16 protein-coding genes are annotated in these 18,913 nt (G+C 68.3%); 11 read left to right on the top strand and 5 right to left on the bottom strand.

Features of this window, described 5'->3' with window-relative positions; genetic code table 11:
• The gene (locus ACYX4P_RS03360) at positions 1-567 is read left to right on the top strand and encodes a cysteine hydrolase family protein (RefSeq protein ID WP_248120539.1); all 567 of its coding nucleotides are present in this window, start codon (positions 1-3) and stop codon (positions 565-567) included.
• 2 nt (positions 568-569) lie between these two features.
• On the opposite strand, the gene ACYX4P_RS03355 is transcribed toward ACYX4P_RS03360, so the two are convergent.
• The 4 genes from ACYX4P_RS03355 to ACYX4P_RS03340 all read right to left on the bottom strand — a co-directional run bounded on the left by ACYX4P_RS03355 (position 570) and on the right by ACYX4P_RS03340 (position 6,814).
• A complete protein-coding gene (locus ACYX4P_RS03355) occupies positions 570-1,319 on the bottom strand; it encodes a DUF1223 domain-containing protein (protein ID WP_248120540.1) in 750 nt (249 codons plus the stop codon).
• 58 nt (positions 1,320-1,377) lie between these two features.
• Positions 1,378-3,588 carry a prolyl oligopeptidase family serine peptidase gene (locus ACYX4P_RS03350; protein WP_248120543.1) on the bottom strand — a complete coding sequence of 737 codons (2,211 nt, stop codon included), beginning with the start codon at positions 3,586-3,588 and terminating at the stop codon, positions 1,378-1,380.
• Between the two features lie 163 nt (positions 3,589-3,751).
• Complete coding sequence (locus tag ACYX4P_RS03345) at positions 3,752-5,932, bottom strand: prolyl oligopeptidase family serine peptidase (protein WP_248120545.1); 2,181 nt, start codon at positions 5,930-5,932, stop codon at positions 3,752-3,754.
• An 87-nt stretch (positions 5,933-6,019) separates the two neighbouring features.
• Positions 6,020-6,814, bottom strand: coding sequence for a potassium channel family protein (locus ACYX4P_RS03340; protein ID WP_248120546.1), 795 nt, complete (start codon positions 6,812-6,814; stop codon positions 6,020-6,022).
• Between the two features lie 41 nt (positions 6,815-6,855).
• On the opposite strand from ACYX4P_RS03340, the gene dapF reads away from it, so the two are divergent.
• From dapF to ACYX4P_RS03315, 5 genes are all read left to right on the top strand, one after another.
• Entirely contained in the window at positions 6,856-7,683 is an 828-nt protein-coding gene (gene dapF / locus ACYX4P_RS03335) for a diaminopimelate epimerase (protein ID WP_248120548.1), read from the top strand.
• Between the two features lie 212 nt (positions 7,684-7,895).
• Positions 7,896-10,226, top strand: coding sequence for an NADP-dependent malic enzyme (locus tag ACYX4P_RS03330; RefSeq protein WP_248120550.1), 2,331 nt, complete (start codon positions 7,896-7,898; stop codon positions 10,224-10,226).
• Positions 10,223-11,095: a 16S rRNA (cytidine(1402)-2'-O)-methyltransferase gene (rsmI, locus tag ACYX4P_RS03325; RefSeq protein WP_248120552.1), complete on the top strand. Its 873-nt coding sequence runs from the start codon at positions 10,223-10,225 to the stop codon at positions 11,093-11,095. The genes ACYX4P_RS03330 and rsmI overlap by 4 nt, the downstream gene beginning before the upstream one ends.
• The gene (locus tag ACYX4P_RS03320) at positions 11,092-11,505 is read left to right on the top strand and encodes a YraN family protein (protein ID WP_374321909.1); all 414 of its coding nucleotides are present in this window, start codon (positions 11,092-11,094) and stop codon (positions 11,503-11,505) included. Before rsmI ends, ACYX4P_RS03320 begins: the two co-directional genes overlap by 4 nt.
• 9 nt (positions 11,506-11,514) lie before the next feature.
• Complete coding sequence (locus ACYX4P_RS03315; protein WP_248120554.1) at positions 11,515-12,330, top strand: transglutaminase family protein; 816 nt, start codon at positions 11,515-11,517, stop codon at positions 12,328-12,330.
• Here the strand turns inward: ACYX4P_RS03315 and ACYX4P_RS03310 are convergent.
• Complete coding sequence (locus tag ACYX4P_RS03310) at positions 12,327-13,583, bottom strand: UbiH/UbiF/VisC/COQ6 family ubiquinone biosynthesis hydroxylase (protein ID WP_248120556.1); 1,257 nt, start codon at positions 13,581-13,583, stop codon at positions 12,327-12,329. The two genes, ACYX4P_RS03315 and ACYX4P_RS03310, sit on opposite strands and share 4 nt — an antisense overlap.
• A gap of 139 nt (positions 13,584-13,722) precedes the next feature.
• Here ACYX4P_RS03310 and ACYX4P_RS03305 point away from each other — a divergent pair, with 139 nt between their 5' ends.
• The 5 genes from ACYX4P_RS03305 to rbfA all read left to right on the top strand — a co-directional run bounded on the left by ACYX4P_RS03305 (position 13,723) and on the right by rbfA (position 18,867).
• Complete coding sequence (locus tag ACYX4P_RS03305; protein WP_248120764.1) at positions 13,723-16,146, top strand: DNA translocase FtsK; 2,424 nt, start codon at positions 13,723-13,725, stop codon at positions 16,144-16,146.
• Between the two features lie 187 nt (positions 16,147-16,333).
• Complete coding sequence (locus ACYX4P_RS03300) at positions 16,334-17,017, top strand: LolA family protein (protein WP_248120557.1); 684 nt, start codon at positions 16,334-16,336, stop codon at positions 17,015-17,017.
• 66 nt (positions 17,018-17,083) lie between these two features.
• Positions 17,084-17,647, top strand: coding sequence for a hypothetical protein (locus tag ACYX4P_RS03295; RefSeq protein ID WP_248120559.1), 564 nt, complete (start codon positions 17,084-17,086; stop codon positions 17,645-17,647).
• A complete protein-coding gene (locus ACYX4P_RS03290) occupies positions 17,644-18,342 on the top strand; it encodes a DUF2459 domain-containing protein (protein ID WP_248120561.1) in 699 nt (232 codons plus the stop codon). Before ACYX4P_RS03295 ends, ACYX4P_RS03290 begins: the two co-directional genes overlap by 4 nt.
• Positions 18,343-18,408: 66 nt before the next feature.
• The gene (rbfA, locus tag ACYX4P_RS03285; RefSeq protein ID WP_248120563.1) at positions 18,409-18,867 is read left to right on the top strand and encodes a 30S ribosome-binding factor RbfA; all 459 of its coding nucleotides are present in this window, start codon (positions 18,409-18,411) and stop codon (positions 18,865-18,867) included.
• Positions 18,868-18,913 lie beyond the last annotated feature (46 nt).

The following is an 18,913-nucleotide window of genomic DNA, read 5'->3' as shown; positions in this document are numbered from 1 at the left end:
ATGAAGACCGCGCTTTTGATCATCGACGTCCAGCAGGCCATCCTGCAGGGCGTTGCGACGCCGGATCGACAGGCTGTAATCGATAGCGAACTCGACAGGGTCTCATCGCGCCTCGGCTGCCTAAAAGCCTCGGCCGAAGCTGCAGGAATGCCGGTTGTCCTGGTGCAACACGATGGCGACCTCGGACATCGATTGGCCGTCGGAGCCGAGGGCTGGCGCTTCAGGCCTGAAATCGCGCCCAGCGATCAGACGATCATCGTTCACAAGCGTAGCTGCGATTCATTCCACGAAACCGATTTGCAGGCGCGGCTGGAGGAACGAGGAATCGATCGCCTGATCGTCGGCGGCTGCATGACGCAGTTCTGCGTGGACACGACCGTGCGGCGCGCCGTGTCGAACGGCTTTGACGTGGTTTTGGTCGAGGATGGTCATGCCACCTCGGATTTCGGCGTCCTGACGGCGGATCAGATCGTGGCGCACCATAATCGGCTTCTGTCAGGCTTTGACGCGGGGTCGCGGATAGTAACGGTGGCGCCAGCGGCCGCGATCCGCGTGTCGGACAGCTAAGCCTAGCTTCTGATCTTCGCCCCGATGATGCGTCTATCCGTCTTGGTCTGAACAAGAATGGCCAGGGCTTCGCCGCTGCGGACTTCCGGCAGGACATAAAGCACCGGACGCCCGCGCCAGTCGCCCAGGCGTTTGATGTCGCGCACCACATTCATGTGGCGCACCGACTGGCCCCGGTTCTCTCCGCTGCGGACCTGAACCACCTGGGGGCCTGGCGTATAGGTGACGGCGATGACTTCGGCGCCGCCGACGGGCGCGCGGCCTGAACCGATGCCGACCCGGTCGCCGGTCTCTCGGAACTCGATCTGGGGCGGCCAGTTCAGGCGGCTGGCCTCCTCGTCGATGGCGGCCTCAAGTTCGGCGGCGCGGGCGCCCGACATCTGGCGGCGGCCGTCGATGACCACTTCCGGGGTCGAAACCCCGCGCAGGCGCAGGGCCGCGCGATAGGCGCGCTGGCGCTCCGAAAACTCGGGCTGGGCGAAGGTGTCGGTCCAGCCCAGATAGTCCCAATAATCGACGCCGTATGTCAGGGCGATCACGCCCGGCTCGGCCGCCGCCCGTTCGACCGCCGCATTGGCCTCCAGACAACTGCCGCAGCCCTGGGCGGTGAACAGCTCGATCACCACCGGCGGGGTGTTGGCGGCATGGCGCGTGGCGGCGGGACGCGCGCCCGTCGGCTGGGCGGAAGCGCCCATCGACAGAACGGCGCCCGCCATCACCGTGCCTGCAATGACCCAGCCCGTGGTTCTCATGGCCGTGTTCTTAAACTTCGACGTTCAGCAGAGCGCCTCATAAGTCCGTGAGCCCGACTCAATCCATCAGTTGCTGAGCCAGATAGACATAGTGACGGGCCCAGCGACGGGCGTTGGCGACGGGATCGGCGTCGTTGGAGTGACCGCCCGCCGTGTCCTCGTAATAGAGGTGGTCATAGCCCAGGTCGCCGAGGCGCGCGGCGAACTTGCGGGCATGGCCGGGGTGGACGCGGTCGTCGCGGGTGTTGGTGGTCAGATAGACGCGCGGATAGGCGGCGCCGGGGCGAAGCTGCTGATAGGCCGAATAGCGGGCGATGAAGGCGGCGTCGGCGGGGATGCGCGGGTCGCCGTATTCGCCGATCCACGAGGCGCCCGCAGGCAGGTCCTGATAGCGCAGCATGTCCACCAGCGGGCTTTCGATCACCGCCGCATTGAACAGTTCGGGATGTTGGGTGATCGAGACCGAGGTCAGCACACCGCCGTTGGAGCGGCCATAGATGCCCAGGCGACGCGGGCTGGTGACGCCGCGCTGCTCAAGATCACGGGCCACGGCGGCGAAGTCGTCGAAGGCGCGCTGACGGTTTTCCTTCAGCGCCGCCTGGTGCCAGTCGGGACCGAACTCGCCGCCGCCGCGGATGTTGGCCTGAACGAAGACGCCGCCCCGCTCCAGCCACAGCTTGCCCATCTCGGGCTTGTAGGCGGGGTTCAGACTGACCTGGAAACCCCCGTAGCCCAGCATGATGGTCGGGTTCGACCCGTCCAGCTTCATGTCGCGCGGCCGGGTGATGAAATAGGGGATCTTGGTCCCGTCGGTGGAGATCGCCTCATACTGTTCGGTGATGTCGCGCGAGGCGTCGAACTTGGCCGGGGCGGATTTCAACGTGGTCAGGGTCGCCGCGCCGACATTGGCCAGACTGAGGGTCGGCGGCACGAGGAAGCCCTGGGTCGAGACGAAGACCTCGCCGCGTGACTTGGAGCTATCGCCCAGACCGACCGCCAGATTGTCGGGAACCGCGATAGAGGAAGCGGTCCAACCCGTTTCACCGGGGCGGAATTTCATCAGTCGTCCGGCTACATTGTCCGTAATGGCCGCAACAATGGTGTCGGACAGGACGGCGACGCCCTGAAGCGCTTGGCGGGCCGTTGGCTCGAAGACGACAGCGCGATCGCGGTCGATCAGAATGTCGATCCGCGTCTCGCCCAACACCGCCATCGGCAAGGCGAGCAGCGACCCGGCGGCGTAGTCCTGACCGTCAAAGCGCCAAGCCTGGTCCGGCGAGAACACGAGACGGCCGTCGATTACGCCTGAAATCCCGACCCGCTCGGGCAGGGCCAGCTTCTGAGTCTTGCCGTCCCCCGTCAGTTGCCATGTCTCGGACCGGAAGGTGTCCAGCGGGCGGGTGATGATGACGGCCGTGACCTTGCCGTCCTTGTCGCGATAGACGGCGGGGCTGACGCCATAGCCGCCGTCGCCCTGTTTGCCGCGATAGACTTCGGTCGCCTGGGCCAGGGTCTGGCCGCGCTTCAGCGTCTTGACGATGAAGGGATAGCCGGACTCGGTCATGGTTCCGGCGCCGAAGTCGGTGGCGACCAGCAGGGTGTCGCGGTCCAGCCATTCGATGCGGTGCTTGCCCTCGGGCAGGCGGAAGCCGTCTTCGACGAACCGCTTGGTCGGCAGGTCGAACTCGCGCACCACCACCGCATCCTTGCCGCCGTCCGACAGCATGATCAGGCAGCGCGCGTCGTCGGGCGCCAGGCAGTCGGCGCCCTTGAACACCCAGTCCTTGCCCTCGGCCCTGGACAGGGCGTCGATGTCCAGCAGGGTGTCCCACTGCGGCGTGGCGGTGCGATAGCTGGCCAGCGTCGTGCGGCGCCAGACGCCCTTGGGATTGTTCGCGTCCTGCCAGAAGTTTCCGACGCCGTCGCCCAGGAAGGACGGGCTGGGGATGCGGTCGGTCGCGGTCAGGATGGCCTGGGCCTCGGCCCGGAAGGTCTCGTAGCGCGGGTCGCCGGTCAAGACGGCGAGGGACTTGCGGTTTTCTTCCGCGACGAAGGCCATGGCCTCGGCCCCGTCCACCTGCTCCAGCGCCAGATGATCGTCCGCCGCCGCGACGCCGGCGGGCGTCAGGTCACGGGGGAAGTGGGGCGGGGCTTCGCGCGGGATCATCACTGGGGGGTCGTTATATTCTGCGTACTGCTGAGCAGGCACCGAACTACAGGCACCGAGCAGAAGCGCCGGAATGGCGGCGGACAGGATCAGGTGACGCATTCGAATACTCCGCAAATCTGATCCTCCCCATCGGGGGAGGGGGACCGCCGTCGGGCGGTTGAGGGGGCGGAACCAGACAGGGCGCTCGGGGTCGCCCCCTCCACCACTTCGTGGTCCCCCTCCCCCATTTCGCTTCGCTTCATGGGGGAGGATCGGAAAAGGACTATTCCTGCGTCGGCGTGTCCATCAGACGGCGCGACAGATAGGTGTATTCCAGCGCCAGACGACGCGCGGTTTCACGCAGGTTGGCGCCCGCCGCGTGGCCGCCGTCGACGTTTTCGTAGAACAGGACCGGATAGCCCAGCGCCTCCAGACGCGCGGCCGCCTTGCGGGCGTGGCCCGGATGGACGCGGTCGTCCTTGGTCGAGGTGTGGATAAAGACCTCGGGGTAGGGCTGGCCCGCGCGCAGGTTCTGGTAGGGCGAATATTGCTCGATCCAGGCGCGCTGCTCGGGAATGTCCGGGTCGCCGTATTCGCCCTTCCAAGAGGCGCCCGCCAGCAGCTTGTGGAAGCGCAGCATGTCGAACAGAGGCACCTGAATGACGGCGGCGTTGATCAGGTCCGGGCGCTGGGTCAGCATCGCCCCCATGAACAGCCCGCCCTGCGAGCCGCCCATGATGCCCAGTTTTGGCTGGCTGCTGATGTTGCGGGCGATCAGGTCCAGGGCCACAGCCTGGAAATCCTCGTGCGCGCGCTGGCGGTTCTGCTGCAGCGCCGCCTCGTGCCAGCGGGGGCCGAACTCGCCGCCGCCGCGCGTATTGGCGATGACATAGACGCCGCCCCGCTCCAGCCACAGCTTGCCGACCGTGGCCGAATAGCCGGGCAGCAGCGAGCTTTCGAACCCGCCATAGCCGTAGAGGAGGGTCGGGTTCGATCCATCCAGCGGCATGTCCGACTTATGCACCACGAAATAGGGGATCAGGGTCCCGTCGGCCGAGCGGGCCTCGTGCTGGTCCACCGTCATGCCTGCGGCGTCGAACTTGGCCGGCATGGACTTGACCTGATCGACCGCGCCGGTCGCCGCATCGGCCAGCCACAGGCTGGAGGGGTTCAGATAGCCGGTGACGCTGACGAAGACCTTGTCGTCCTTTTCAGAGGCGGAGCCGACGCCGACCGAGACGTTCTGCGGCAGGTCCAGCGTCGTATGCGCCCATTCCCCATCGCCCGGCGTATAGACCCGCACCGAGCCGCGCACATTGTCGTAGAGGGCCACGACCAGGCGGTTGCGCGTGACGTTGACGCCTTCGATGGCCTGACGCTCGGTCGGGCGCACCACCAACTGGGCCGGGGTCGCCGGGTCGGCCAGCCACGCCTGCAGCGGCCAGGCGATCAGGTCGCCGGTCTTGAATTCCTGACCCGACGGCGCGGCCCAGTCCTGCTTCAGCGACACCAGAAGCCGGCCGTCGACCAGACCGCTTATGTCGGACTTGGCCGGCAGCTGCAACTGCGTCAGGGCGCCGTCATCGCCGACGCGCCAGGTCTCGGACGAATAAAAGTCCACTGAACGATTGATCAGCACCGCCTTCACCATCCCGTCGGCGTCGCGCAGCGTATAGCCGGACACCGACACATCCGTCGGCTGGCCGGTGAACAGGGTTTCGGCCTGATCCAGGCTCTGGCCGCGCTTCATCCGCTTGACCACCATCGGATAGCCCGAGTTGGTCAGGGTGCCGGGGCCGAAGTCGCGCGAGACCAGCAGGGTGTCCTTGTCGATCCAGGACGCACCGCCCTTGGATTCCGGCAGGACGACGCCACCCTCGACGAACTTGCGCTCGACACTGTCGAACTCGCGCAGCGTCACGGCGTCCTTGCCGCCGTTCGACAGGCTGATCAGGCAGTAGCGTTCCTCGGGTTGAAGGCAGATCGCCCCTTTGTAGACCCAGTTCTGGCCCTCGGCGGCGGCCAGGGCGTCGACATCCAGGATCGTCGTCCATTCCGGCGTCGCGGTGCGATAGCTGTCCAGCGTGGTGCGACGCCACAGGCCGCGCACGTGCTGGGCGTCCTGCCAGAAGTTGTCGATATGGCCATCGTGCGTGAAGCCGGGCGAGGGGATGCGGTCCTGGGCCTGGACGATGGCCAGGGCTTCCTGATGCAGGGTCTCGTAGCGCGGATCGCCCTGAAGCACGCCCAGCGAGTGGGCGTTGTGTTCGCGCACCCAGGCCATGGCCCGCTCGCCCTCCACATCCTCCAGCCAGACATAGGGGTCGGTCGCCTCGCTGGAGGCGAAGCCGCCAGAGGCTGGAGCGGGTGCGGGAGAAGCGGCAGGGGTCTGGGCCATGGATACCGTGGTCAGGCTGGTGGAGGCGAGAAGCGCCGCGAGCGCGACGGCGGAAGAGCGGATCATGGACAGTCCCCGAAAACGAAGCCGGCACCTTAGCGGCGGCGCAGGCGGCGGCAAGTCGGGGAGCCCAACCCTTTTGTCACACCGCGATCAGTCCTCGTCGGGAATGCACAGCAGATTGCCGCACGCCTTGCAGTGGACCGCATCCTGATCGTGGGTCTGAAGACCGCAGGCCTCGCACGGATAGCGGACCTTGTGCGGCTTGATCAGGGCCTGGGCCAGACGCAGGAACAGGGTGATGCCCACCAGCATGATGGCGATGGACAAGAGCTTGCCCATCGATCCCGGCAATGTCACGTCGCCGAAGCCGGTCGTGGTCAGGGTCGCGACGGTGAAATAGAGGGCGTCGACATAGCCGGCGATCCCGTCATGCCCCAGGAAGGTCGCATAGACGAAGCCGGTCGTGACGAAAACGAAGGTGACTAGGCTGGACAGAGCCCGCACGATCCCCTCGACCCGCGTGTCGTCGAACCGCGCCCCAACGGTGCGCCAGAAGAAGTCCGAGTTCAGCACCGTCCATAGCCGCATCATCCGCAGGAAGCCCAGGTTGAACAGCCAGGCGGGGAACAGCAGGGTGGCCAGGATGAACAGGTCCAGCCAGACGATGGGCCGCTTCAGCCAGTCCTTGATGTCGGAATAGGCATAGGCCCGCGCCGCCAGATCCAGGCCCAGGATCGTCGCCACCAGATAGTCCAGCGCATAGAAGGCCCACCCCATGTTCTTAAGAATCGGCGAGGCCAGGAAGAAGGCGATGATGGCGAAATCGACGGCGATCACCGTCAGGCGGAACTTCACTGCGGCCGGCCGACTGCCGTGATAAAGGTATCGCAGCCGCGCACGCAGGCGCAGGCCGTCGTCCTTGGGGTCGGTTTCGGTGTGCAGCACGCTGGTTTCCGGGGCGCGGGGATTGCGCCTATATGGCCTGCATGACCCGTCCTTTCGTCAAGATGAACGGCGCCGGCAATGATTTCGTCGTCGTCAATGCGCTGGAACAGCCGTTCGCTCCCACTGAAGACCAGATTCGCGCGCTGGGCGACCGCGCGACGGGCGAGGGCTTCGACCAGTTGATCGCCATCGAGCCGTCAGACACGGCCGACGCCTTCATGCGGGTCTGGAACGCGGACGGTTCGATGGTGGAGACCTGCGGCAACGCCCTGCGCTGCGTCGGCTGGTTATTGATGCAGGCCAACGGCGCGGATCGTGTGGTCATCGACACGGCTGGCGGCCCGACCGTCGCGACCCGCGCGGGCGATCACCGCGTGACGGTGGACATGGGCAAGCCTCGCCTGGACTGGGCCCAGGTGCCGCTGGCCGAAGACATGGACACGCGCGGGATCGAGCTTCAGGTCGGCCCCATCGACGATCCTGTCCTGCACACCCCGGGCGCCGTCTCGATGGGCAATCCCCACGTCGTCTTCTTCACCGACCGCCAGGACGACGACTTCGTCGCCGGGTCAGGCTCTCTGGTCGAGCATCACCCGCTGTTCCCGCAAGGGGTCAATGTCGGCTTCGCCAATGTGCTGGACCGGGATCACATCCGTCTGCGCGTCTGGGAGCGGGGGGCGGGCCTGACCAAGGCGTGCGGCACCGGCGCCTGCGCCGCCCTGGTCGCGACGGCGCGTCGGGGGCTGACCGAACGCAAGGCGACCGTGGTGGTGGACGGCGGCGAACTGGTCATCGAATGGAGCGCCGAGACCGATCACGTGCTGATGACCGGCCCGGTCGAGATCGAGCGCACTGGCGTTCTGACCTGACGAAACCCGCCGCCTTGCGGAAATCCGCACGGACAGGCGCGCGCCGATCACCTTTTTCGCACACGCTGGACGTGACGCGGCCCCGGCTGCGGCGGCTGCGCCCGCCAGGACGGGCAGGCGGGCGATAGAGCCTGGCCGGTTGTCCCGCCTGCGCCCGCGCTTTAGGAACAGACAAAGCCAATCAGAACGACGCGCCGGAAACGCCTGAAGCCATGCCCGATCAGACCGAAAAACAGACCTTCTCCGACCAGGAGGCCCTGGATTTCCACCGCATCCCGACGCCGGGCAAGATCTCCATGGCGCCGACCAAGCCGATGGCGACCCAGCGCGACCTGTCGCTGGCCTATTCGCCGGGCGTGGCCGTGCCTGTGCTGGCCATCGCCGAGGATGCCGACAAGGCCTACGACTATACCGCCAAGGGAAATCTGGTGGCCGTGATCTCGAACGGCACCGCCATCCTGGGCCTGGGCAATCTGGGCCACATGGCGTCCAAGCCGGTGATGGAGGGCAAGTCGGTCCTGTTCAAGCGGTTCGCCGACGTCGACAGCTTCGATGTCGAGGTCAAGACCACCGACCCGGACGAGTTCATCACCGTGGTCAAGAACATCGGCGACACCTGGGGCGGCATCAACCTGGAGGACATCAAGTCTCCGGAATGTTTCGTCATCGAGAGCGAGCTTCAGGACCTGCTGGACATCCCCGTCTTCCATGACGACCAGCACGGCACGGCCATCATCTCGACCGCCGGCCTGATCAACGCCGTCCATATCGCCGGCAAGAAGCTGGACGAGGTCAAGGTGGTGCTGGCCGGCGCCGGGGCGGCGGGTCTGTCCTCCATCGCCCTGATGAAGGCGGCGGGCGTGAAGGCCGAAAACACCGTGATCTGCGACCGGGACGGCGTGGTCTACAAGGGTCGCGAACACGGCATGGACCAGTGGAAGGCCGCCCATGCGACCGACACCCCGTTCCGCACCCTGGCCGAGGCCATGGTCGGCGCCGACGTGGTGCTGGGCCTGTCGGCCAAGGGGGCGATCACCAAGGAGATGGTGGCGTCCATGGCGCCCAATCCGATCATCTTCGCCATGGCCAACCCTGATCCCGAGATCACGCCCGAGGACGTCCAGTCGGTGCGTTCGGACGCCATCATCGCCACGGGCCGCTCGGACTATGTGAACCAGGTCAACAACGTCCTGGCCTTCCCCTATCTGTTCCGGGGCGCCCTGGACGTGCGGGCGCGCCGGGTGAACCACGAGATGAAGGTCGCCTGCGCCCAGGCCCTGGCGGCTTTGGCGCGCGAGGACGTGCCGGACGAGGTGGCCGCCGCCTACCGCGGGCGCAAGCTGAAGTTCGGCCCCGACTACATCATCCCGACCCCGTTCGATCCGCGCCTGATCTGGTACATCCCGCCCTTCATCGCCCAGGCGGCGATGGACACCGGCGTGGCCCGCGTCCAGATCGAGGACATGGACGTCTATCGCGACGCCCTGCGTTCGCGCGTCGATCCGTCGGCCGCCCTGATGCAGAAGATCAACTCGGCCGTGCGCGGCGGGCCGGACAAGCGCATCGTCTTCGCCGAGGGCGAGGAGCCGGCCGTCATCCGCGCCGCCTGGGGCTTCAAACAGGCGGAACTGGGCACGCCGATCCTGGTCGGGCGCGAGGATCTGATCCGTCAGAACGCCGCCGAGGCGGGCCTGAACTTCGATGATCTGGGCATCGAGATCACCAACGCCCGCGTCTCGCCGAACAACGCCGAAGACACCGACTGGCTGTACGAGAAACTGCAACGCCGGGGCTATCTGCGACGCGACGTGCAGCGGATGATCAACCAGGACCGCAACTATTTCGCCGCCACCCTGGTCGCCAAGGGCCGGGCCGACGCCATGGTCGCGGGCGTGACCCGCAACTTCAACATGGCGCTGAAGGAGGTCCAGCGCGTGCTGGACGTGGACGACACCCTGATCGGCCTGTCGATCCTGCTGGCCAAGGGCCGCACCCTGTTCGTCGCGGACACCACCATCCACGAACTGCCGAACGCCGAGGAACTGGCCGACATCGCCATCAAGGCCGCCGAGACCGTCAGGAAGCTGGGCCGCAATCCGCGCGTCGGCTTCCTGTCCTATTCCACCTTCGGCAACCCGCCCGGCGACCGCGCCGAGAAGGTGCGCGAAGCGATCCGCATCCTGGACAAGAAGGGCGTCGACTTCGAATACGAGGGCGAAATGCCGCCTGAGGTCGCGCTGGATCCCAAGGGCCATCCCGCCTACGCCTTCAACCGCCTGACCAAGCCGGCCAATGTTCTGGTCATGCCCGCCATCCATTCGGCCGCCATCTCGACCAAGCTAGTTCAGGCCCTGGGCGGCGCGACCGTGATCGGCCCGCTGCTGGTCGGTCTGGAGAAGCCGGTGCAGATCGTGTCCCTGGGCGCCTCGGTCAGCGAGATCATCACCGCAGCCACCTTCGCCGCCTATGACGCCGGTCCCGCCTTCCAGGGATCGGGCCTGACCTCGGCGCCGCGTCCGCCGGCGGCCGTGGTCGAACCTTGAGCGAAGCCTCGGTCTTTCCCGCCGCCGCCCCGCCGCCCCGGCGGGTGGAGCCGGGCCTGTATCTGGTCGCCACCCCGATCGGGAACCTGCGCGACATGACGCTGAGGGCGCTGGACGTTCTGGCCGCCGCCGATCTGGTGCTGGCCGAGGACACCCGCGTCACCGCCAAACTTCTGAGCGCCTATGGGCTGAAGGCGAAGCTGGAACGCTGCGACGACCATGCGTCGAGCCGCGCCGCCGAACAGGCCATCGACCGGCTGCGCGACGGTCAGGTCGTAGCCCTGGTGTCGGACGCCGGCACGCCCCTGGTCAGCGACCCCGGCTTCGTCGTCGCGCGCGCGGTGATCGCCGAGGGCCTGCCGGTTCATCCGATCCCCGGCGCCTCCAGCCTGCTGGCGGCCCTGTGCATCGCCGGCCTACCCGCCGACCGGGTGCTGTTCGCCGGTTTCCTGCCGCCCAAGACGGCCGGCCGCACCGCCGCGCTGGAAGCCTTGAAGGGTCAGCGCCAGACGCTGGTCTTCTTCGAAAGCGGGCCGCGCCTGAAGGACAGCCTGGCCGACATGGCCGCCGTCCTCGGGCCGCGCCCCGCCGCTGTCGCCCGCGAACTGACCAAGCTCTACGAGGAATGCGTGCGCGGTCCGCTGGACCAGTTGGCCGTCGATCCGCGCCTGGATGCGCCCAAGGGCGAGATCGTCGTGGTCGTGGGCCCAGGCGAGGAGGTTCAGGCGACCGAGGCCGACGCCGACGCCGCCCTGATCGACGCCTTGCAGACCCTGTCCACCGGCGACGCCGCTTCCGAGGTCGCCAAGGCCCTGGGGCTGAACCGCAAGACCCTGTATCGCCGCGCGCTGGCGTTGAAGGCCAAGTGAGGCGGCTGGCCCGTCCCGCGCCCGTCCGCCGCCCCAAGGCGGCGTGGCGTCAGGCGAAGGGCGGGACGGCGTTCCGGGCGGGCCATGCGGCGGAATGGGTCGCGGCCTTCTGGCTGATGCTGCGCGGCTATCGAATCCTGGGTTTTCGCCTGAAGAGCCGGGCCGGCGAGATCGATCTTCTCGCCTGCCGCGGCCGGGTGCTGGCGGTCGTGGAGGTCAAACGACGCGCCACCATTCAGGCTGCGCGACTGGCGCTGAAGCCCGCCCAGTTCGACCGGCTGGTCGCGGCGGGCGAGGCGATCCGGCGCAATCGGCCGACCCTGAAAGGGCTGGACTTGAGAATTGATATTGTGGCGCTGGCTCCCTGGCGCTTTCCGCGTCATCTTCGCGGCGTCGAACGAGGCGGTTGAAGGAACGGCATGACCCGCGAGGAGGCCGAACGTATCCTGACGGCGGCCGGGGAGGCCGACGACGAGGCCTTCCCCCTGCTGGAGGCGGCGATCGCCTGCGCCATCCACGATCATCCCCTGCGCGATCCCGAACCGACCCGGGCCCTGGCCCGGAACGCCTGCGCGCGGTTGACGGAGCGGTTGGGCGGCGAAGGGCCCGACGACGCCCTGTCCGAGACTCTATGCGCGGACCTGCGGCTGAACGGCGACCTGATCCACTACGATCACCCGGCCAACACCGACATCATCCAGGTGGCCGAGCGGCGACGCGGTCTGTCCGCCGCCCTGGCCGTCTTCTATCTGCACGCGGCGCGCCATGCGGGCATAGCGGCGGCGGGCGTGGATTTTCCGGGGCATTTCATGGTTCGGGTCGAGACGGCGGAGGGGCCGGTGGCGCTGGACCCCTTCAGCCAGGGACGGCTGATCCTGCCCAGCGAACTGACCCGCCGGGCCCTCCGCGCCGGGCTGACGCCGCACGTGGCTGACCGGCTGGACATACTGATGGCGCCGGTGACGGACCGGCAGTCGTTGATCCGGCTGCAGAACGTTCTGTTCAGCCGGGCCATCCGTGACCGCGACTATGAGGCGGCGGAACGCTCGGCCCTGCGCCGCGCCCTGCTGGACCCGGAGGACCACCGGCCGTGGCTCGATGTCGCTTCGGCGCGCGAGAAGCAGGGCGCCCTGGCCGGCTCGCTCCAGGCCCTGTCGCGCGCCCACGGATTAGACGGCGCCGAAGAGGCGCGGCGCTTCACGACGTTCGAGCGCGTGCGCTTGCAACTGAACTAGACGACCGCCTCGCCGCGCAGCAGCCGGGGCAGGTCGCCGGTCGCGCCGCCGGCCTCCTGCATGAAGGCGCGACGCAGGGGGCCGATGCGGTTGACCGCCGCCATGCCCAGGTCGCGCGCCAGACGGATTGGCGCGATGTCGTTGGAGAACAGGCGTACGAAGGCGTCGAAGCCCGCCGCCAGGGCCGCATTGTCGAACCGGCGCCAGCGGGCGTAGCGGTCCAGCACGGTCTCGGCGCCGATGTCCTCGCCCAGGCGCGCGGCCTCGGCCAGCACCTCGGCCAGGGCGGCGGCGTCCTTGAGTCCCATGTTCAACCCCTGACCCGCGACAGGGTGGACGCCATGGGCGGCGTCGCCGATCAGGGCGATGCGGGGGGCGACCAGCGTCTCGGCCAGGCTGAGCGACAGCGGATAGACGAAGCGCGGCCCCTCGACCGTCGCGCCGTCCAGGAATTCGCCGAACCGCCGCATCAGATGGGCGTGGAAGGCGGCGTCCGAGGCGTCGCGCAAGGCCTCGCCACGTCTCGTCGTCTCGGTCCAGACCAAGCTGGCGCGCTGATCCGTCAGCGGCAGGATGGCGAAGGGGCCGCCGGGCAGGAAATATTCGTGGGCGACATTGCCGTGGTCGCGACCCAGCCGCACCGTGGCCACCACGCCGCTCTGGCCATAAGCCCAGCCGACGGTCTCGATGCCCGCCGCGCGGCGCACGATGGAGCCGCGTCCCTCGGCGCCCACCACCAGGGGGGCGGTCAGGACCGCGCCATCGGCCAGGGTCACCGTCGCCCTGCCGGCGTCGGTCGCAACGGTCGCGACGGCCGCCGGCGCCCGGACCGCGATCCCGGCCGCCGTCACCGCCTGGGCCAGGGCGGCGCGGATGCGGCGGTTTTCGACCATGTATCCCAGCGGCTCGCCGCCCGTCCGGCCGCCGATCTCCTCGGCGTCGAAGCGCAGGAAGGCGGGCGAGGCCGGGCGGCTGGCGGCGCCCGGTCGGCGACCGTCCGTCACCAGAATATGGTCCATGCGACAGGCGTGCGGCCGCAGCGCCTCGCCCAGCCCCAGGGCGTCCAACATGCGGAAGGTCGAGAAGGCGATGGCGGTCGAACGGCCGTCGAAGGTCGGCGCCAGCTGGGCGTCGAACGGCTGGGGATCGATCATCACCACCTTCAGCCCGCCTTGCGCGGCGGCCAGGGCGAAGGCCGCCCCGGTCAGGCCCGCACCGGCGATGATGATGTCATGGCGTTCGATCTCGGACATGACAGGCTTGTCGCCCCGTGCGGCCGAAAGGTCCAGAGGGCGAAACGTCCGCGCACGGCCAAGCTGGTAAACAGCCCCTTAACCCTGTGGGTGCGAAAAGGACGGTCGAATGTCAGCCGCCCGGAAGGCTCGCCCCTTCATGTCCACCGCCCTCGTCATCGGCCGCCAGGCCTGGATCAGCGCCCGCATCCTGTGGGACGCGCCGTTCGTGGTGCGGTTCCGGGGGGTGCTGCAGGCGCTGTTGGCGACGCTGCTGCTGATCGCCCTGCTGTCCTGGAATCCGGCGGACGCCAGTCTGAATGCGGCCTCCACCCTGCCGACCACCAACTGGCTGGGGGCGAACGGCGCCCTGTTCGCCGACCTGTTCATGCAGTCGCTGGGCCTGGCCGCCTGGCCTGCCGCCCTGCTGCTGGTCGCCTTCGGTCTGGCGCGGGCGGTCGGGGACGCGATCCAGCAGCGGCTGAAGCCCACGCCGTTGAAGGCCCTGGCCGCGACCGGCGGGACCCTGGCCCTGTCGGCGGCGCTGGCGGCGCTGGCGGCGCCCGCGGCCTGGCCCTTGGCGGCCGGATTGGGCGGTCTGTGGGGCGACGCTCTGACCGGAGTGACGGCCAAGGCCATCGGCGCCCTGCACATTCCCGGCGCGCGGATCATCGCGGGCCTGATCTTCTTGATCGCGGGCCTGTGGCTAGTTGGCTTCGCCATCGGCCTGAGGGCCATGGACTTCTTGGACGCCCTGCATTGGGGACGGTCGTTAAAGGCGCCCGCGCCGCGCGCGCCGGCCAAGCCCGCGCGTGAAAAGGCCCCGCCCAAGGCGCGAGCGCCCCGCGCCGCGCCTGTCCAGGACGCGCCTTCGCCTGTCGAGACGGATCCGTCAGAGGATGCCGGCCCGCAGACCGCCTACGAAGACCTGCCGCCATGGGAGGAGGAGGCCGCGCCCTTGCCCCCCAGCGCGGCGCGCGCGGCCGCGCAATCCGTCGAACCGCGCGTCGCGGCCGTCAAGGCGCCCAAGGCTCGGAAGGACGATCTGGATCAGCAGGCCTTCGACTTCACCCGGCCTGAAGGGGATTTCGACCTTCCCCCGCTGGGCATATTGAGCAAGCCTGGCCAGCGCACCGCCTCGGTCGATGAGGATTCTCTGAAACAAAACGCCAAGATGCTGGAAGGCGTGCTGCAGGAGTTCGGCGTGCGCGGCGTGATCGATCAGATCCGTCCCGGCCCGGTGGTCACCCTGTACGAGCTGGTGCCGGCGCCGGGCGTGAAGCATGGCCGCGTCGTGGCCCTGGCCGACGACATCGCCCGCTCGATGTCCGCCCGCGCTTGCCGCATCAGCGTGGTTCAGGGGCGCAACGCCATCGGCATCGAACTGCCCAACGCCAAGCGGGAGACCGTCTATCTGCGCGACCTGCTGGCCAGCGCCGAATACGACAAGAAGGGCCATCTGCTGCCGCTCGCGCTCGGTGAGACCATCGGCGGCGAACCCTATGTCGCCGATCTGGCGCGGATGCCCCACCTGTTGATTGCGGGCACCACAGGCTCAGGCAAGTCGGTGGGGGTCAACGCCATGATCCTGTCGATCCTGTATCGCCACAGCCCGGCCGAATGCCGCTTCATCATGATCGACCCCAAGATGCTGGAGCTGTCGGTCTATGACGGCATTCCGCACCTGCTGGCGCCCGTCGTGACCGATCCGAAGAAGGCGGTCGTCGCTCTGAAATGGACGGTGCGCGAGATGGAGGACCGCTATCGCCGCATGTCCAAGCTGGGCGTGCGCAACATCGCCTCCTACAACGAGCGCGCCCGCGAGGCCCAGGCCAAGGGCGAGCATTTCGAACGCACGGTCCAGACCGGCTTCGACGACCAGGGCCGCCCGGTCTATGAGTCCGAGAAGATCCGCCCCGAACCCCTGCCCTTCCTGGTCGTGGTCATGGACGAGATGGCCGACCTGATGCTGGTCGCCGGCAAGGACGTTGAGGGCGCGGTTCAGCGTCTGGCCCAGATGGCCCGCGCCGCCGGCATCCACCTGATCATGGCCACCCAGCGCCCGTCGGTGGACGTCATCACCGGCACCATCAAGGCCAACTTCCCGACCCGGATCTCCTTCCAGGTCACGTCCAAGATCGACAGTCGCACCATCCTGGGCGAACAGGGCGGCGAGCAGCTGCTGGGCCAGGGCGACATGCTCTATATGGCCGGCGGCGGCCGGATCACCCGCTTGCACGGCCCGTTCGTCGACGACAAGGAAGTCGAGGACGTCTGCAAACACCTGAAGGCGCAGGCCGAGCCCGACTATCTGGATCTGATCACCGACGAGCCGGACGGCGACGGCGACAACGGCTATGACGAGGGCGGCGGTGGCGGATCGGGCGACGACCTGTACGATCGCGCCGTCGCCGTCGTCACCCGAGACCGCAAGGCCTCGACCTCCTACGTCCAGCGCCGTCTCCAGATCGGCTACAACCGCGCCGCCTCCCTGATCGAGCGGATGGAGCAGGAAGGCGTGGTCAGCCCCGCCAACCACGCCGGCAAGCGCGACGTCCTGGCCGGCCCGCCGCCGATGGTGTGACGAAAATCGAGGAACGGCTGCGGCTCGGAGCCGTTGTCTGACCCGCTATCGCGTCCAAGCTTCAGCATTTCGATGAACAGGGCTTCATCGCAGCGCCGGAATATGGTCAGGCTCGCGTCATTCCGACGCCAAGCCGACCGGGCAAGACGGCAGGATCGACAACCATCCCGAACGGGAGACGAACTTCATGACCTCGCGCACCAAGACCTTGGCCCTGCCAGCCGCCGACCTGCACCGCCGCAGCCTGCTGCTGGGCGCGGGCCTGACGACCGGCCTGATCGCCCTGGGCGCCTTCGACGCCGCCCATGCCCAGTCCAACCTGTCGGCCGACGACCGGGCGGTGGTGCAGCAAGCGCAGGGCTATCTGCAAGCCCTGACCTCGGCCCAGGGGACCTTCACCGAGACGGGCCCAAGCGGCCAGACCCGCCAGGGCCGGTTCTATCTGCAGCGTCCGGGCAAGATGCGGTTCGAATACACCGACCCGGCCGGGCTGCTGGTGGTGTCTGACGGCTATAACGTCAAACGCTACGACCCGCGCCTGAACACCTTCCAACAGGCGCCGCTGGGCCGCACGCCCCTGTCCACCTTCCTGGCGCGCAACGTCCGCCTGGACCAGGGCGTCCGCATCGAGCGGGTGACGCGCATGGCGTCGGGCGCCTTCGCCATCACGGCGCGCGACGCCAGCCGGCCGAACGACGGTCAGGTGGTGCTGGCCTTCGCGGGCGACCCTGTGCGGCTGCACGAATGGACGATCACCGATCCGCAGGGCGCGCGCACCCGCACGCAACTGACGTCGCTGCAACCGGCGTCGAACTTGTCAGCGCGCCTGTTCCAGCTCAGCGACCCGACGCGCCGCCCCGGCCGGAACTGATTGCGCGCGGGGGCGGGGGTGGTCAGGTGACCATTCCTCAACCCCTGTTCCCTTAAGCTGCCGGGCATGAGCGCGACCGTACCGCCGTCCGGCGTCCCATCGCTGAAATGGACCGCGGCGGTCGGCGTCGGCGCGTTCGGCCTGTTTCTGCTAGGCGCCCTGGTGGTCGAACCGGCCCTGAACCGCCTGATCGAGCCGGGCGCCGCGCCCGCAGGATCCGGCGCCAAGGGGCAGGTGGTGATCGGCGATCCGGTGGTCGGGGGACGCTATGTCTCCGCCGGGTCAGACGCGCTTTCGCCCCTCACGATCCAGGCCGAAGGCGGCGCCCTGACCATCGAGGGCGCAGGTCGGCTGACCACCACCCCGCACAGGTTGGTGGGCGCGGGCCAGAAGGCCGACGCCGCCCGGACCTTCGCCGACGTCATGGGCGCGCCAGCCGCCGCCCAGATCGAAATCCGCAGGGTCGTCGCCGACGAGGACAGCCGGCTGTGCGCCGGTCAGGCCGTGGGCTGGCTGGCCTTGGCGGTGCGACGCAACGGCCTTCTGCTGATGCCGGTGCGCCAGGGTCCGCCGCCCGGCGCCCTGGCCTCCGCGGATCGGCTGTGCGCCGTTAGAGACTTCAACCGATGATCCGCGCGCTGATCCTGGCCGCCCTGATCGGCGTCGCCGCCGCCCTGTGGACGTGGACCCGGCCGGGCGCGGCGGCGATCAGCGCGGTAGGCGATACGGTGGTCGTTCAGGTGCTGGACAACGGCTTTCACACCGACCTGGCCATGCCGCGCGCCGCTTTGATACGACGCGGCGGCCCCCTAGCCCATGCGACGGCGAGCCTGGCGTCCGGCGACTGGATTCTGATCGGCTGGGGCGACGCGCGGTTCTATGTGGATCAGAGCCCGATCGCGGATCGCCTGCCGGACGGCGCCCGCGCCTTTTTCCGGCCAGGCAATGCATCGGTCGTCATGCTGGACCCGGTCAGCGTCGATCCCGGCGCAGGCCATGGCGGTGAGGTGGCGCGCCTGATCCTGACGCAGGCGCAGTTCGACCGGATGGCGACCCGCGTCGAACAATCTCTGGCGCTGTACGGAGGTTCGCCCCGGGTCGTCGCGGCCCGCCCCGGCGACGACGCGCGGTTTTTCGCCAGTCGCGAGACCTTCTCCATCGGCCATCTGTGCAACCACTGGACTTCTGGCGTGCTGAACGCCGCAGGCGTGCCGATTCGGCCGGTCCGGTCGATCACCTCGGCCGAGGTGATGCGGTCCGTGCGGGCGGCGGAAAGGGCCAAGGCCCCGGAGCGAAAACTGGACACGCGACCATCGCGAGACTAGACCGCCCGACTTTCGCCTATCCGGCCGGGTCCGATCCCCAGCGGGCCGAACACGAAGGAGAGGCCGATGGCCCACAAGCAACATACCCGAAACGCCTCCGGTCCCGCCGGACCCAGCCAGCGTCAACTGCGCGCCGGCGAGCTGATCCGTCACGCCCTGGTCGACATCCTGCGCGAAGAGGATATCCACGACGAGGCCCTGGTCGGCGTGTCCGTCACCGTGACCGAGGTGCGCCTGTCGCCCGACCTGAAACACGCCACCTGTTTCGTGGAGCCGCTGGGCGCCGGGGTCGAGACGGCCCCCACCGCCGGCCACGAAAGCGAGATCATCAAGGCGCTGAACGCCCACGCCAAATTCCTGCGCGGTCAGTTGGGTCGCCGGCTGGACATGAAGTTCACGCCCGACCTGCGCTTCCGTCACGACGAAAGCTTCGACGCCGCCAGCCACATCGACCGCCTGTTCGACGACCCTCGCGTCCGCGCCGACCTGGAGCGACGCGACGGAGAGGATGAGGGCGACGCCTGATGTTTAGGCCTCAATTAGGGCGAGGCGCGATAGGCCAAGCGACGCG

It is taken from the genome of Brevundimonas sp. ABV4_179 (assembly GCF_056311945.1).
This window is presented reverse-complemented; position numbering and strand designations above follow the sequence as displayed.

What these genes read in the sequence shown, in the direction of transcription:
- ACYX4P_RS03360 (WP_248120539.1), top strand. Translation starts at nt 1, where the DNA reads ATGAAGACCGCGCTTTTGATCATCGACGTCCAGCAGGCCATCCTGCAG.
- ACYX4P_RS03355 (WP_248120540.1), bottom strand. Translation starts at nt 1,319, where the DNA reads ATGAGAACCACGGGCTGGGTCATTGCAGGCACGGTGATGGCGGGCGCC.
- ACYX4P_RS03350 (WP_248120543.1), bottom strand. Translation starts at nt 3,588, where the DNA reads ATGCGTCACCTGATCCTGTCCGCCGCCATTCCGGCGCTTCTGCTCGGT.
- ACYX4P_RS03345 (WP_248120545.1), bottom strand. Translation starts at nt 5,932, where the DNA reads ATGATCCGCTCTTCCGCCGTCGCGCTCGCGGCGCTTCTCGCCTCCACC.
- dapF (WP_248120548.1), top strand. Translation starts at nt 6,856, where the DNA reads ATGACCCGTCCTTTCGTCAAGATGAACGGCGCCGGCAATGATTTCGTC.
- ACYX4P_RS03330 (WP_248120550.1), top strand. Translation starts at nt 7,896, where the DNA reads ATGCCCGATCAGACCGAAAAACAGACCTTCTCCGACCAGGAGGCCCTG.
- ACYX4P_RS03315 (WP_248120554.1), top strand. Translation starts at nt 11,515, where the DNA reads ATGACCCGCGAGGAGGCCGAACGTATCCTGACGGCGGCCGGGGAGGCC.
- ACYX4P_RS03310 (WP_248120556.1), bottom strand. Translation starts at nt 13,583, where the DNA reads ATGTCCGAGATCGAACGCCATGACATCATCATCGCCGGTGCGGGCCTG.
- ACYX4P_RS03305 (WP_248120764.1), top strand. Translation starts at nt 13,723, where the DNA reads ATGTCCACCGCCCTCGTCATCGGCCGCCAGGCCTGGATCAGCGCCCGC.
- ACYX4P_RS03300 (WP_248120557.1), top strand. Translation starts at nt 16,334, where the DNA reads ATGACCTCGCGCACCAAGACCTTGGCCCTGCCAGCCGCCGACCTGCAC.
- ACYX4P_RS03295 (WP_248120559.1), top strand. Translation starts at nt 17,084, where the DNA reads ATGAGCGCGACCGTACCGCCGTCCGGCGTCCCATCGCTGAAATGGACC.
- ACYX4P_RS03290 (WP_248120561.1), top strand. Translation starts at nt 17,644, where the DNA reads ATGATCCGCGCGCTGATCCTGGCCGCCCTGATCGGCGTCGCCGCCGCC.
- rbfA (WP_248120563.1), top strand. Translation starts at nt 18,409, where the DNA reads ATGGCCCACAAGCAACATACCCGAAACGCCTCCGGTCCCGCCGGACCC.